Genomic DNA, 14952 nt, shown 5'->3' with positions numbered 1-14952 from the left:
AAACCACGTTCAGTCTTTATTATCAGGGAACCTGCTTATCTATCTGAACGCTAACTTGCCCTTTACCGCTGAAATCCTGTTCGGCGCTCTCTCCAAACCAGTCGCCCGCCTGAGGCGTAGCTAGACCATCTTGTGAGATACGTACTCGCACCTTGACCTGATGCTGCGCCGAAAGTAAGCGTTCTGGCATCATGGCATTGCTGTCATCAAGCGATAATGACAACGGGAAACGACTCAGAGGTAGTTGTTTTACAGCAACCGGCACCGGGCTTTTACCATCGGTAACCGAAATTATCAGCGTCCCTTGCTGCGGTAATGCTTTTGCCGCCTCCGGCGACAATGAGACATTCACAGCAAGTTTAACAGTTTCCTCGCCGGCCTGTACTTTTGCTTGTTCAATGCTGCGCTTTAGCACTTCAACCCGTTGATCGTCGGCAGGTAATAATTTTAGCATCACTTGCCAAGCACCGATGGCCTGTTGATAGTCCCCTTGCTCAAAGGCGTTAAACGCCAACAGGCTTAACACACGCAGGTTGGTATGATCTTCGGCAACCATCTTGCGCAGCATCTGCGTTGCTTGTTTATTATCCTCTGGATCGCTGGAACGCGTCAAAACCTCGGCATAACCGAGACGTACTTCCAGATTATTCGGGTCTAATTGATAGGCGTGGGCAAATGCCTGAGTCGCAGTGGTCGCATTATTCAGCGCCATGCCGACACGACCGAGCATCATCCAATCATTGATATTACGATCGTCCTCCTGCAATGAAGTGCGCAACCCCAAACCCAGACGAGCAATCTCTTCCATGCTCAATGGTTTGGCTTGTTCATTAGCAACACGCTCGCGCAGTTCCGGCATTTGAGCCTCAACCTGATGCCAAGCATTAACCTGTGCTAAGCCGCCAGTTTTGAAGTAGAAACCGACAGCCACGACCACCAGCACGGCAACACCGGGTACTAACGCCCAGCGATTGATCGGTTTTACCGTTTCTTGATGTTGGTCTGGAATATCGTTCAACAGGTTCTGTTGCAGTTCTTGCACCATCTCCGGGCGTTCTGCTATTACCCCTTGTTGCTCGTCCTGTTCCAATTCGTTCAAGCGATCTTGATACAACGTCTTGTTCAGCGTATCGCGGCTAGTGGTGGAGTTTTCCTTTTCTTGCCGCATCGCCGGTATCACCAGCAATGCCGCAGCACCCACCAGAAGTACAATAATTATCAGCCAAAATGCCATTAGGGTTTCTTCCTGTCAGTCTCATCTAACAGCGCCGCCAAGCGCTGCTGCTCCTGTACGGAGAATTTATCGTTATCGCTGACGGTACGGCGACGAGTTCGCATAATCACAATCGCACCACCTATCAACACAAACAGCAATGGCCCTATCCAGAGGATCAGAGTCGCAGGCGTCACTGGAGGTTCGTAGGTGACGAAATTGCCATAGCGCGCCACCATGTAATCGATAACCTGTTGTTTGTTCTGCCCTTGCATCATCAGCTCGTACACCTTGGTGCGCATATCAGCGGCGATAATGGCATTAGAATCCGCGATGCTATTGTTTTGGCATTTTGGGCAACGGAGTTGTTCGGTTAGCTCGCGGTACTGCTGCTCCTGTTCAACCGAATTAAATTTATAAGTATCAATAGCCGCGCTTGCCGCAAAACTCAGCAATGCCGCCATCATCAGGGCGATCAGTCTCATGCATCCCCCCCGTATTTACGCCATAGCGGTAACACTTCTTGCTGCCAGACACGATCATTCATATCACCCGCATGGCGATAACGAATGATGCCCTGCCCGTCTATCAAAAACGTCTCTGGCGCGCCATACACACCAAGGTCCAATCCCAACATGCCGTCACCGTCATACAGGCTCAGCGCATAAGGATTACCTAGCGTATTCAACCACTCAACCGCCTTGGCTCGGTCGTCTTTATAGTTTAGACCGACCACGCGGATGCCTTTCGCTGCCAGCGTGTTGAGATATTGATGCTCAGCACGACAGGTGGGACACCAAGTCGCCCAAACGTTAAGCAATATCGGTTTGCCGTTGCGCAGTACGGTTTGATCGAAAGTTTTACCCGGTTGATCGAGTGATTCCAGTTTGAACACCGGCACTGGCTTACCGATCAACGCAGATTCCAACATGGTGGGATCTTCCCCACCGGCGTTACGCGTTAACTGCACCAGAAAAGCCACCACCAGCAACAGGAACAGGACTAATGGGATAAACAACAGTTTGCGGTTCATGCCTGTTCCTCCAATTTGCCTTGGCGCTTCAATTTTTTACTCATGCGATAACGCGGATCGAGAATACACAGAATGCCGCCGAACGCCATAAAGACGCCGCCGTACCAAATCCAACGCACGAAGGGTTTGTAATACAAACGCACCGCCCAAGAACCGTCATCCAGTTCCTCGCCGAGTGCCGCGTACAGATCGCGGGTCAGACCGCCGTCAATGGCGGCTTCCGTCATCATGCTGCGTGACACGTTGTAATAGCGTTTTTCCGCGCGCAGTGTTGCTTCTGGTTTGCCATTGCGAGTCACATCGATAACACCGACACCGCCGGTATAGTTTGGCCCTTTAACATCATGTACATCGCGGAAAGTGAAACGATAATCGTGAATTTCTACGACATCTCCCGCCTTCATGCGTACATCACGCTCAACGCTGTAGTTCTGGCTAAAGGCAATGCCCACTACAGTGACCGCCACGCCCAAATGCCCTAGCACCATGCCCCAATGACTACGAGAAAGCAGCGTTAAACCACGCCAGAAGCCATGACGGTGAGTAGCTCGTTCATGCAACTCCATCAACGTCAATACCGTCACCCACACTGCCATCATCAGCCCAACAACGGTCATGCCAGCGATACTGTCTTGCATCAACCAAGGCAATAAGATCGACAGCGCTAAGGTCACCACCAGCGCCACGCCCAAGCGGCGCCACAATTTGGTCGGTTCATCACGACGCCAGCGCACCAGCGGCCCAATCCCCAACAGCAATGCCAACGGCGCCATCAGCCAGGTGAACATGGTATTAAAGAAGGGTTCGCCGATAGAAATGCTGCCCAAACCGAGCTGTTTATGCACCAGCGGTAATAACGTCCCTAGCAACACCACCAACGTGGCCGCAATCAGCAGCACGTTGTTGCCAAGCAGGAAAGTCTCACGTGAGAAGGTTTCATGCTGCACCCGGCTGCGTACTTGCCCACCTTTCACCGCATACAGCAGCAACGATCCACCGATGACAATCACCAGATACGCCAGAATAAACATGCCGCGCGCCGGATCGGAGGCAAAAGAGTGCACCGAAACCAACACGCCGGAGCGCACCAAGAAGGTGCCGAGCAAACAGAGAGAGAATGCGGTGATCGCCAGCAGAACCGTCCAAGCTTTGAACGTCCCGCGTTTTTCGGTGACTGCCAACGAGTGGATCAGCGCTGTTCCCGCCAACCACGGCATAAAGGAGGCGTTTTCGACCGGGTCCCAGAACCACCAACCACCCCAGCCCAATTCGTAATAGGCCCAAGCAGAACCCAGCACGATACCCATCGTGAGGAACACCCAAGCCGCGGTAGTCCAAGGTCGTGACCAACGCGCCCACGCGGTATCGAGTCGACCAGCCATCAATGAAGCAATCGCGAAAGCAAAAGCGACGGAGAAACCGACATACCCCATATATAACAATGGCGGGTGGAAAATCAGACCGACGTCTTGCAACAACGGGTTGAGATCGCGCCCATCGATAGGGAAATCAGGCAAAGTACGGGTAAATGGATTGGAAGTCATGATGATAAACAGCAGGAACCCGGCGGTAATCATCCCCATCACTGACAACACACGCGCCACGGCGTCCGCTGGCATACTGCGACTACACAATGCCACCGCGAGCGACCAACAACTCAACAGCAGAACCCAGAGCAACAATGAACCTTCATGCGCTCCCCAAGTCGCGGCAATTCGGTAATACACCGGGAGTTGGCTGTTCGAGTTACCGGCAACATAAGCAACGGTAAAATCATTGGTGATAAACGCATAGACCAAGCAAAAAAAGGATAATGCGATGGCAATGAACATGCCGTAAGTCAGTGGACGCGCCACCGCCATCATGCGTTGATCCTGCCGCGCAGCGCCCCATTGCGGATAGACACTCAACAATACCGAAACCGCCAGTGCCAAGCACAGCAGGAAATTACCTATCTCTGGCATCATGACTTATTGCCCTCGTCTTGCGGGCTGGAGTAGGCCGAAGCTGGCCCTTGGTGATTTTCTTTCATCGCATCAGCCACTTCTGGTGGGGTGTATTTTTCATCGTGTTTCGCCAGCACTTCACGCGCATTGACCACGTTGCCTTCTTCCAGCACACCTTGTGCCACGACACCCTGCCCCTCACGGAACAGATCCGGCAAGATCCCTTCATAAGTGACAGCAATGGCGCCGCGCGCATCGTAGATCTTGAAGTGTACTTTCAGCGTTTTTTGATCGCGTTTGACCGAGCCGGGCATCACCATGCCACCGATACGCAGGCGTTGCCCCACTTCCGGTTTCTCATGATTTTCACCTTTACCCAGCAAGATTTCACTCGGGGTATAGAACAGATCGATATTGGAGCGTAGCGCATATAACGCCAAAGTGGCGGTTAATGCGACGCCGATCAGGACAACAATCGCCAGATAGAGACGGCTTTTACGACGTGGATTCACAATGATTTCTCCCGCTTGATTGGCGGTGTATTTTTTTGTTGCGACTGCTGGATGCGATGCTCGCGCGCCTGACGACGGCCAATCTCATCCAACAGTTGTCGACGCTGCCATAAGGTATGGAATACCAACCCTAGCAACGGAATAAGTGTCGCGGCAACGGCTAGCCAAACGTAAAAGGCGTAACCGCCCATGGCAAAAAATGCCTGCCAGGAGCTGAATGCGATACTCATGACTGACGCTCCTTGTTAACCAATTCGGCCACCCACGGGCGTTGACGTTCCTGACTCAAAATCAGGTTACGCAGACGCATTAAAGTCAGAGTGATAAAGAACAACAGATAGCCGAGGATCGCGAAGCGCAGCGGGGTACGCATACTGGGTGCGATGCTCTGTTGCATATTGGTGGAGCCCTGGTGAAGCGTGTTCCACCATTCGACCGAAAAATGAATAATCGGCAAGTTTACGACACCGACTAATACCAGAATACCTGCAGCTCGCCCCGCTAAACGGCGATCTTCAAAAGCGTTATACAGTGCAATCACGCCCATATATAAGAACAGCAACACCAATTCAGAGGTCAGACGCGCATCCCAAACCCACCAGGTGCCCCACATCGGCTTGCCCCACGCGGAGCCCGTGACCAAGGCGATAAAGGTAAATACTGCACCAACCGGAGCCATCGCAGCCACTACGGTATCGGACATCTTCATCTGCCAAACCAGCCCGATGAACGCGGCAATCGCCATTGAACCATACACGCCCATCGACCACATCGCAGCCGGTACATGGATATACATGATGCGGAAACTATCGCCCTGCTGATAATCCTTTGGAGCAAAACCGAAACCCCAAACCCAACCCAGCAGCAGACAAACGGCTCCCGCTAACCCCAGCCAAGGGACGAACCGACCACAGACGTGATACAACCGTTCAGGTCGGGCAAACTGATGTAACCATTTCCACATTGTCGTCTCTGCTCACAGTAAAATTAATGCGGTGGCCGCCCCAAACATCGGCGGTGAAAAATTTACGCTAAGGGATACGTTCTTATTGGCGTTGTCCCGCGCTTTTATTCTTTAATTATTGCACACTTACCCGTAATGCGGCGGCGGTCGCGAATGGAGCTAATGTAATACTTCCCGCTAACACCGCTCCCAAGACAGCCAAATAGCCGTCAATCGGCATTCCCATTGATGCTGCGTCGATCGCCGCCGTCGAAAATATCAATACCGGAATATACAGCGGTAACACCAGAAGGCTGAGTAACACCCCGCCCTTACGTAACCCCACGGTCAGCGCGACGCCAATCGCCCCAATCAAACTCAACGTGGGCGTGCCCAATAGCAAAGTCGCCGCTGTCGCTAGCCAAGTATTGAAGTCCAAGGACAACAACATCGCTACCAGCGGCGATAAAATTAACAATGGCAACCCCGTCACCAACCAATGCGCGGCCACTTTTCCCAGTACCGTCATCGGTAATGGCGTAGGTAATAATAGAAGTTGTTCCAATGAACCATCGAGAAAATCGTCGCGGAATAAACGCTCAAGGGCAAGTAATGAGGCCAGTAACGCAGCAACCCAGATAATCCCTGGTGCGATCCGTGCCAGCAATTGCGGTTCAGGTCCAATTCCCAAAGGGAACAATGTGATCACTATCAGGAAAAACCACAACGGATTGACGATTTCAGCGCTTTTACGAAAAGCGATTTTTAGCTCACGTCGCAATAAAACTAAAAACATCAGGCGCTCTCCATGCCGATTTCCGTCAGGCGAATCTTGCCGATGGTTCGCGTTGCACTGGCCAGATCCTGATGGGTGGTCAATAGCACCATTCCGCCCTGCTGTGCATGTTGTTCAAATAAGTCGATCAATTCTGCCACGCCCTGTTTGTCAATCGCGGTCAAAGGTTCATCCAATATCCACAGCGGGTGATCACTCAGCCATAATCGCGCCAAAGCGACACGGCGCTGTTGCCCAGCAGAAAGTTGAGCGACCGGAAGATCCTCATAGCCGACCAATCCTACCTGCTCCAATACCTGCCAAATCAAAGCATGGTCATAAACATGGCGTACCGCCTGATAAAATTGCAGATTTTCGAATGGAGTCAGCATGGTTTTAATGCCGGGGTGATGACCGAGGAACAACAGATCCTGATGGTATTGCTCGCGATGACGTAAAGTATTGTTCCCTTGCCAGAACACGTCGCCGCTGTCGGGCTGCGCTAATCCAGCGAGAATACGCAGCAAACTGGTTTTACCCGCACCGTTGGGGCCTTCAACCTGAATAATATCGCCCGGATTGACCAAAAAGCTCAGCCCACTAAACAAGGTGCGCTCGTCACGGACACAACTCAGATCTTTGGCTTCCAGCATTAGGGGAACTCGGCTATTTCTCTTTGGGATACCGAATCATAGCATAAGCCGTATTGGGGACGTAGCCTGACACAGGCGTAGAAACTACTCCGATAGGGGTATTATTGCGTATAAGATCAATAATAGGTAAAAAAACACCATCCCCTGCGCAACCACACTATAGACCGTCGTATTTTTCCGCCCCGCTCCGCCACGAAAGTGACTATTTGGACTGAGTCAGATTCAAAAAAGGTCCATCGCCCACAGAGTCTCTCACCAGTAGCTCCGAGGTAAATATATTTTCTTTCGATAAATACCCACCATCTAACATAGAGATTAACCGATTGATCACTTCATTAATCATATCGCTGATGGGATCTTTAACGCTCGACAACGCAGGTGTTAAATAAGGTGCAGTAGGAATATTATCAAAACCAATAACGGATACCTGATGAGGAACTGAAATACCCACCTCGTTGAGTCTTTTTATTGCGCCAATAGCCATGTCATCGTTACTCGCTAATATCGCACTAAAAGAGACGTTTTGATTTAATAAGCTGTCAACACCAGCTACTCCGCTCGCTGGCGTCCATTTTCCCTGAACAATCAACTCATCACGCAGTGCAATATCATGTGTACTCAAGGCATCCTTATAACCCGATAAACGCTCGATTGCCGTAGGCGAATCCATAGAACCGGTAATAAAAGCAATATCACGATGACCACGCTCAATCAGATGCTTTGTCGCGTTAAAACTGGAACCTTTATGATCGCAAAAAATACAGTGGCTTTGATGTTTTCTTAATTTCCGGTTCACCACCATAATAGGTTGCTTATGTTGCTCAATAATAAGATCTATCGCATCCACGCTTAAAAAGCGCGGATAGATAATAATGGCGTCACAACGTAAATCGAGTAAAAACTGGATGGCTTGTTGTTCTTCTTCAGCACTGTGTTTACCGTCGACCAAAATAAGCTGACGATCATTACCTTCCAGTTTTTTCGCCGCTTGTGACAGTATCTCACTGAAATAACTACCGTTATATAAAGTGTTCGTGACGACCAGACCAATACACTGTGATGTACTGGAAGCCAAGTTACGCGCCAGTAAATTAGGCCGATAACCTACCTCTTCAATTGCCTTAAACACCTGCTCTTTGGTCGCTTCACTAACGTACCCTTTACCGGACAGCACTCGTGAAACCGTGGCTTTCGAAACGCCCACCTTCCTTGCCACTTCTAGCATTGTCGACATCGGAATTTCCTGATTATGGGTCAATGGCACCTATTCTACACACAGCCGACCGAAGAATAAGAGTAGCGATATCGGTTAATCCCATTCCATCACAGGAACCAACTCCGCCATAGCGATCAGAATCACAAAAACAAAACAATAAAATAATTTCAATTGAAATAAAAACAATATACCACCAACCTAATGTGGAACCGGTTACCTATCAATATCAGCGTATGTCATTACGAGAGAATGGTTACTCATGTCAAAAAATTATGCGGCAGTATCAAGGTCGATAGTCGATGCCATCGGCGGTGCAGGTAACATTGTTGCTGTCACACACTGCATGACGCGCTTACGCTTCGTACTCAACGATGACAACCTCGTTGATACCACGAGCTTGAAAGCGATTAGTGGCGTCTTGGGTGTGGTACGTAACGATCAACAATGTCAGGTAATCATCGGTAATACGGTGTCTCAGGCCTACGCCGAGGTGCAAAAACTATTGCCAGAAGGACTGGCTGCGCCATCCGAAAAACCGGTGAAAGGCAAAATCACCTTAAAACGCATCGGCGCCGGGATCTTGGACGCCTTGATCGGCACCATGTCACCGCTTATTCCTGCGATTATCGGCGGTTCAATGGTGAAGTTGCTGGCGATGATCCTCAACATGACTGGGGTATTTGAGAAAGGCTCCTCGACGCTAATCATCCTCAACGCTATTGGTGACGGTGCCTTCTTCTTCCTGCCAGTGATGGTAGCCGCTTCTGCCGCAGTAAAATTTAAAACCAATATGTCGCTGGCCATTGCCATTGCTGGGGTATTGATCCACCCCAACTTTATCGACTTAATGGCCAAAGCGGCTCAAGGGCAGTCGGTTGAGTTTATGGGCATGTCCGTGACCGCGGTGAAATACACTTACACCGTGATCCCGGCGTTATGTATGACTTGGCTACTCTCGTACATCGAAAAATGGGTCGATCGCATCACCCCTGCGGTTACCAAGAACTTCCTTAAGCCGATGCTGATTGTGCTAATTTCCGCGCCGATCGCCATCGTACTCATTGGTCCATTAGGCATTTGGATCGGTAATGGTATTTCTGCTTTGGTCTACACCATTCATGGTTACTTAGGTTGGCTCTCCGTTGCCATCATGGGGGCATTGTGGCCATTGCTGGTGATGACCGGCATGCATCGTGTGTTCACACCCACCATCATTCAAACCATCGCTGAAACCGGCAAAGAAGGCATGGTCATGCCCTCTGAGATTGGTGCCAACCTTTCGTTAGGCGGATCATCATTGGCCGTCGCTTGGCGCACTAAAAACCCTGAGTTACGCCAAACTGCATTGGCCGCTGCCGCATCCGCGATCGTTGCCGGGATCTCCGAGCCCGCGCTATACGGGGTAGCAATACGTTTGAAACGCCCCCTGATCGCGGCCTTAATCAGTGGTTTTGTCTGTGGCGGCGTTGCGGGTATTGCTGGATTAGCAAGCCACTCCATGGCATCACCGGGTTTGTTCACCAGTGTTCAGTTTTTTGATCCCACTAACCCGATGACCATCGTTTGGGTATTTGGTGTGATGATCCTAGCCGTCGTACTGTCGTTCATCCTAACGTTGCTGTTAGGGTTCGAGGACATCCCCGTTGAACCCACTGAAAACAACGAGTCTGCCGTCGCACTTCCGGGACAACCCATGGTAAAAACAAACTCATGATGAAGAGGAATCTTATGTCAGCATCAACTTTCCCCGCCGACTTTTTATGGGGTGGTGCACTCGCAGCTAATCAGGCCGAAGGGGCTTATCTCGAAAGGGGAAAGGGTTTGAGCACCGTTGATATGATCCCTCACGGCAAAGACCGTTTGGCGGTGAAATTGGGACAACAGAAACGTTTTGCACTACGCGAAGATGAATTTTACCCCAGCCATCAAGGCATTGATTTCTATCACTGTTATAAAGACGATATTGCACTGATGGCGGAGATGGGGTTCACCGTATTTCGTACTTCCATCGCCTGGAGCCGTATTTATCCAAACGGTGACGAACTCACACCAAATGCCGAAGGCATTGCCTTTTATCGCGACCTGTTTAATGAATGCAAAAAACACAATATTGAACCGCTAGTCACGTTATGTCACTTTGATGTACCGATGCATCTGGTCAAAGAATATGGCTCATGGCGCAATCGTAAGATGTTGGAGTTTTTTACTCGTTATGCACGTACTTGTTTCGAAGCCTTTGATGGATTGGTGAAGTATTGGTTAACGTTCAATGAAATCAACATTCTATTGCACAGCCCATTCTCTGGTGCGGGATTGGTATTTGAACCAGACGATAACCCGGAACAGATAAAATATCAGGCGGCACACCACGAACTACTGGCTAGTGCAATGGCAACCCAAATTGCCCATGAAATCAATCCTAACAATCAGGTGGGTTGCATGTTGGCTGGTGGCAACTTCTATCCGCAGACTTGCAAGCCGGAAGACATATGGGCGGCGCTAGAGAAAGATCGTGAAAACCTGTTCTTTATCGACATACAGGCACGTGGTGCCTACCCCGCCTACACCCAACGCCTATTCCGTGAGAAAGGCATTAGCGTGGTAATCGAACCGGGTGACAGTGAAATCCTCAAACACACCGTCGATTTTGTTTCATTTAGCTATTATGCCTCCCGCTGTGCCTCTGCGGAGATGAATGAACGCAACAGCAGTGCAGCGAATGTCGTTAAATCACTGAAAAATCCTTATATTCAAGCCAGCGAATGGGGTTGGGGAATCGATCCGTTAGGTCTGCGTATCACCATGAATATGATGTACGACCGCTACCAGAAACCCCTCTTTTTGGTGGAAAACGGACTCGGTGCCAAAGATGAAATCAACGTACAGGGTGAAATCGACGACGAATATCGCATCAGCTATTTGCGTGAACACATCAAAGCAATGGCGGAAGCCATTGATGATGGAATTCCCGTCATCGGCTACACCTCTTGGGGTTGCATCGATCTGGTTTCTGCCTCGACCGGTGAAATGAGTAAACGCTATGGTTTTGTTTACGTGGATCGTGATGATCAAGGGAAGGGTTCCCTCGCCAGAACACGTAAGAAATCGTTCTATTGGTATCAGAAAGTGATAGCCAGCAATGGCGCCGATTTGGAATGAAGGTTTTGTTGTTGTAGCGCAACGGCAAACACCGCAAATCATAAAATTCACTGCAATTGGTGAGGGATTAACCAAACGCACCGCTAAGCGCTTATTCTGCGAGTAAAAAAAGGTATAATGCCCCGATGTCCCCGTAGTTAAACGGATATAACAAGCCCCTCCTAAGGGCTAGTTACTGGTTCGATTCCAGTCGGGGACACCACAACGACATAAACCAGCATCAACCCACGTAAACAAAAACCCTTCAAAATCAATGCCCCACGTCATTCGAAGTAAACCGAATTAAATGGAAATAAACATCAATCTGGGGGTAGTATCTGGGGTATCCAAATAATGGCACTTTCAGCGAGGCAAGTTAAGACCGCTAAGTCGCAGAATACCTACAATAAAATAGCCAATAGGAAAAACAATGCATAGCCACTACCCCGCCAGTTACTGTTTCGATAATGACAGCGACTCTTGGCAGATTACCTTTCGTGATTTTCCTGAACAGCAAGCGGCTTGTTACAGCCGTGAGGATGTCGAACTGGAGGCCCAAGACAGCCTGTTATTAGCTATTACCAATGAAATGACAGAAGGCCGGACAATACCTGCTCCTTCTGCATTGCAAACGGATGAGCTGGCAGTTCATGTACCCGTGTTGGTTACGCTGAAAATGGCATTACACAACATCATGTTGGCTAACGAAACCTCAAAGGCGGAGTTAGCACGTAAGCTAGGTTTCAACGGCGCACAGCTCGATCGTTTGTTAGATATTGCGTATGCCTCCAAGGTCGAGGCTTTAGAACAAGCGCTATATCTATTGGGTTATGAAGTTCGGACTTCAGTTGAGAAGATCTCTCATGTTAAAAACTAATTTATCTACCATCCCGCGCGAAGAGTAGGCCTAGAGGCCAATAACACTCTGACTCCTACGGGTTCTCAAATAAAATCATGGAGTTACTGTAAAGTGTGGAGGTTACCTTGTTCTGCACCGCATTTTGGCTATTAGCCATCAGCGGTGTTGTGACGCTGTTCAGTTAACCATCGATTTGTGTGATTATTAAAAAGCAGTAAAAACAAATACTGTCGTTTAAAAAACACACAAAAACGTGATCAAAACCACAGTATTGAAATCATGACAGAATTGGGAGTACATTAGCGCCGATCCTGTCGTGGCTCAGACTTATCCCGTAAGGGCGATGAGGCACGGCGACCGGGAAATCGTGGCCTACGGCGTTATTCTCATTGCTTGAATGAATCAGCCATAATCCATTGGTTTTCCACCAAATACTCAGCACAACAATCGGGATCATTGCTTGCGAGGAACTCCAAGTGGGAGTTGTTCAGTGAAATATTTTTTGATGGGCGTGTCATTCATGCTGTTTGCATGGGTAGGTACTTTCATGTTGATGGTTGCTTAATCGCAAACTCACCAGATATGAGATAAAGGAGCGCAGTGCGCTCCTTTGTTGTTTCTAATCTATTTGCTCGGTTTGATCAAACCATCAGCTCTGAACATCGCCTTAATCCCCCGCACCGCTTGGCGAATACGGTCTTGGTTTTCGATCAGCGCGAAACGCACGTGATCATCACCATAATCTCCGAACCCCACCCCCGGCGAGACACAGACTTTCGCTTCTGCCAGCAAGCGCTTAGCAAACTCTAGCGATCCCAAGTGGGCGTAAGGCTCAGGGATTTTCGCCCAGACATACATCGAAGCCTTCGGGTTATCGACCATCCAACCGGCCTCATGCAGCCCTTTGACCAACACATTACGCCGTTGGCGATACTGCTCGGCAATATCCAACACGCATTGTTGATCGCCTTCCAGAGCAGCAATCGCAGCCACCTGTAACGGGGTAAAAGTGCCGTAATCGTGATAGCTCTTAATCCGCGCTAAGGCGTTCACCAGTTCTGGATTACCGACCATAAAACCAATACGCCAACCCGCCATGTTGTAGCTTTTCGACAACGTGAAGAACTCCACCGCAATGTCTTTTGCTCCCGGCACCTGCATGATCGAAGGCGCTTTCCAGCCATCATAGACAATATCGGCATAGGCCAGATCGTGGATCACCAACACGTTGTACTGTTTCGCCAACGCGACCACTCGCTCGAAGAAATCCAGCTCCACACACTGCGCCGTCGGGTTAGATGGGAAGCCTAAGATCATCATTTTGGGTCGTGGAATAGTTTCACGAATGGCGCGCTCCAGCTCACCAAAGAAATCACCGCCCTCAACCAAAGGTACCGAACGCACCTGCGCGCCGGCAATGACAGCGCCATAGATATGAATGGGATAGCTAGGATTCGGCACCAGCACAGTATCACCGTGATCCAGCGTCGCTAGCATCAGGTGTGCCAAACCTTCTTTTGAACCGATGGTGACAATGGCTTCGCTTTCGGGATCAATATCCACCTGATAGCGATCGGCATACCAGCGAGAGATAGCACGGCGTAAACGTGGAATACCGCGTGATGTCGAGTAACCGTGGGTGTCTTCCCGCTGCGCCACGGTGCAGAGTTTTTCAACAATATGCGGTGGCGTGGGGCCGTCTGGGTTGCCCATACTGAAATCAATAATATCCTCACCGCGACGGCGGGCAGCCATCTTCAGTTCAGCGGTGATGTTAAATACGTAAGGGGGAAGACGTTCAATGCGCGTAAAGCGGCGTGGACTGTTATCAGCCATAGATTCCTCGAAGTCACGTTAGCGCCCGGACCATCCGAGCGACGCTGGTCAACGTTGTTGACCGAATATCGAACATATCGCAGCGCCATCAGGCTGTCGAGTCCCCTGATAACAAATGTTTTACCTACTCATAACGTGGTATTCCGCCGCCAACAGACCAAGTTGCCAATCGTGGTGCCACTTTCCTGCCAGTCGATAATTATCGCGCAGAGTCCCTTCTAACTGAAAACCACAGCTTTCCAATAACGCACGCGAAGGGAAATTCCCCTCAGTGACCGTTGCCTTCAGCTTGTGAAACCCGCAGGCATTGAAGGCAAAATCCAGCACCGCCAGCAACGACTCCTTACCATAACCTTTGCCTTGTGCATGGGGTAAACTGCCAAATCCTACCTCAGCCTGCTGAAATGGCAGCCATTCCGGGCGAAAACCAGTAACACCGATAGCCTCACCACTGGATTTCTCCCGCATCACCAAACATAGCCAATGCTCACTATGTTTGCTCCAAGGCGCTAAACGCGCTTCGAAACGAGTTCGAATTTCGGCCTCATCCATCGGATCGGCAATGTAGCGAATCACCTCAGAATCTTGATACAAAAGCAAAAATAACGGCCAATCATCTGGCGTGATGGAGTGCAAAGTTAAACGTGCAGTTTCCAATCTCAGCATATCGCCTCCGAAAAACGAAAAAGAGGAAGTTTCGAATGAAATATAACCCTTTATTTTCCTCAATTAAATCCAGATAATCATTAACGTTAACACAACAAAATCACAACTTGGCACCCAGCCCCCTACAAGTTCATTGCTGCCGTCGGCGGCACAAGGAGAACA

The 14952-nt window shown here is 49.8% G+C and carries 16 protein-coding genes and 1 tRNA gene; 5 read left to right on the top strand and 12 right to left on the bottom strand.

Features of this window, described 5'->3' with window-relative positions; genetic code table 11:
* Positions 1-22: 22 nt before the first annotated feature.
* The 10 genes from ccmI to AC3ISQ_RS07515 form a co-directional block, all read right to left on the bottom strand.
* Entirely contained in the window at positions 23-1234 is a 1212-nt protein-coding gene (gene ccmI, locus AC3ISQ_RS07560; RefSeq protein ID WP_489351976.1) for a c-type cytochrome biogenesis protein CcmI, read from the bottom strand.
* Positions 1234-1698, bottom strand: a complete 465-nt coding sequence (locus AC3ISQ_RS07555) for a cytochrome c-type biogenesis protein (RefSeq protein ID WP_489351974.1) — start codon at positions 1696-1698, stop codon at positions 1234-1236. The genes ccmI and AC3ISQ_RS07555 overlap by 1 nt, the downstream gene beginning before the upstream one ends.
* The gene (locus AC3ISQ_RS07550) at positions 1695-2246 is read right to left on the bottom strand and encodes a DsbE family thiol:disulfide interchange protein (RefSeq protein WP_489351972.1); all 552 of its coding nucleotides are present in this window, start codon (positions 2244-2246) and stop codon (positions 1695-1697) included. The genes AC3ISQ_RS07555 and AC3ISQ_RS07550 overlap by 4 nt, the downstream gene beginning before the upstream one ends.
* On the bottom strand, positions 2243-4213 hold the full coding sequence (locus tag AC3ISQ_RS07545) for a heme lyase CcmF/NrfE family subunit (RefSeq protein WP_489351971.1): 1971 nt from the start codon (positions 4211-4213) through the stop codon (positions 2243-2245). The genes AC3ISQ_RS07550 and AC3ISQ_RS07545 overlap by 4 nt, the downstream gene beginning before the upstream one ends.
* Complete coding sequence (gene ccmE, locus AC3ISQ_RS07540; RefSeq protein ID WP_489351969.1) at positions 4210-4704, bottom strand: cytochrome c maturation protein CcmE; 495 nt, start codon at positions 4702-4704, stop codon at positions 4210-4212. Before ccmE ends, AC3ISQ_RS07545 begins: the two co-directional genes overlap by 4 nt.
* The gene (ccmD, locus tag AC3ISQ_RS07535) at positions 4701-4934 is read right to left on the bottom strand and encodes a heme exporter protein CcmD (RefSeq protein ID WP_489351967.1); all 234 of its coding nucleotides are present in this window, start codon (positions 4932-4934) and stop codon (positions 4701-4703) included. Before ccmD ends, ccmE begins: the two co-directional genes overlap by 4 nt.
* Positions 4931-5668: a heme ABC transporter permease gene (locus AC3ISQ_RS07530; RefSeq protein WP_489351965.1), complete on the bottom strand. Its 738-nt coding sequence runs from the start codon at positions 5666-5668 to the stop codon at positions 4931-4933. The genes ccmD and AC3ISQ_RS07530 overlap by 4 nt, the downstream gene beginning before the upstream one ends.
* Before the next feature lie 115 nt (positions 5669-5783).
* Complete coding sequence (gene ccmB / locus AC3ISQ_RS07525; protein ID WP_489351963.1) at positions 5784-6443, bottom strand: heme exporter protein CcmB; 660 nt, start codon at positions 6441-6443, stop codon at positions 5784-5786.
* Positions 6443-7075, bottom strand: coding sequence for a cytochrome c biogenesis heme-transporting ATPase CcmA (ccmA, locus tag AC3ISQ_RS07520; RefSeq protein WP_489351962.1), 633 nt, complete (start codon positions 7073-7075; stop codon positions 6443-6445). Before ccmA ends, ccmB begins: the two co-directional genes overlap by 1 nt.
* Before the next feature lie 202 nt (positions 7076-7277).
* Positions 7278-8309, bottom strand: a complete 1032-nt coding sequence (locus tag AC3ISQ_RS07515; RefSeq protein ID WP_489351960.1) for a LacI family DNA-binding transcriptional regulator — start codon at positions 8307-8309, stop codon at positions 7278-7280.
* A gap of 241 nt (positions 8310-8550) precedes the next feature.
* On the opposite strand from AC3ISQ_RS07515, the gene ascF reads away from it, so the two are divergent.
* The 5 genes from ascF to ypdK all read left to right on the top strand — a co-directional run bounded on the left by ascF (position 8551) and on the right by ypdK (position 12853).
* The gene (gene ascF, locus AC3ISQ_RS07510; RefSeq protein ID WP_489351958.1) at positions 8551-10005 is read left to right on the top strand and encodes a PTS cellobiose/arbutin/salicin transporter subunit IIBC; all 1455 of its coding nucleotides are present in this window, start codon (positions 8551-8553) and stop codon (positions 10003-10005) included.
* 14 nt (positions 10006-10019) lie between these two features.
* On the top strand, positions 10020-11450 hold the full coding sequence (locus tag AC3ISQ_RS07505) for a 6-phospho-beta-glucosidase (protein ID WP_489351957.1): 1431 nt from the start codon (positions 10020-10022) through the stop codon (positions 11448-11450).
* A gap of 127 nt (positions 11451-11577) precedes the next feature.
* Positions 11578-11652 (top strand) — tRNA-Arg (locus AC3ISQ_RS07500).
* 207 nt (positions 11653-11859) lie between these two features.
* On the top strand, positions 11860-12306 hold the full coding sequence (locus tag AC3ISQ_RS07495; protein WP_489351955.1) for a type II toxin-antitoxin system HicB family antitoxin: 447 nt from the start codon (positions 11860-11862) through the stop codon (positions 12304-12306).
* Between the two features lie 472 nt (positions 12307-12778).
* Positions 12779-12853, top strand: coding sequence for a membrane protein YpdK (gene ypdK, locus AC3ISQ_RS07490; protein WP_489353176.1), 75 nt, complete (start codon positions 12779-12781; stop codon positions 12851-12853).
* 59 nt (positions 12854-12912) lie between these two features.
* On the opposite strand, the gene alaC is transcribed toward ypdK, so the two are convergent.
* Complete coding sequence (alaC, locus tag AC3ISQ_RS07485; RefSeq protein WP_489351953.1) at positions 12913-14124, bottom strand: alanine transaminase; 1212 nt, start codon at positions 14122-14124, stop codon at positions 12913-12915.
* A 120-nt stretch (positions 14125-14244) separates the two neighbouring features.
* The gene (locus tag AC3ISQ_RS07480) at positions 14245-14787 is read right to left on the bottom strand and encodes a GNAT family N-acetyltransferase (RefSeq protein WP_489353174.1); all 543 of its coding nucleotides are present in this window, start codon (positions 14785-14787) and stop codon (positions 14245-14247) included.
* Positions 14788-14952: the final 165 nt, after the last annotated feature.

This window comes from Serratia sp. KH_031 (assembly GCF_057839655.1).
This window is presented reverse-complemented; position numbering and strand designations above follow the sequence as displayed.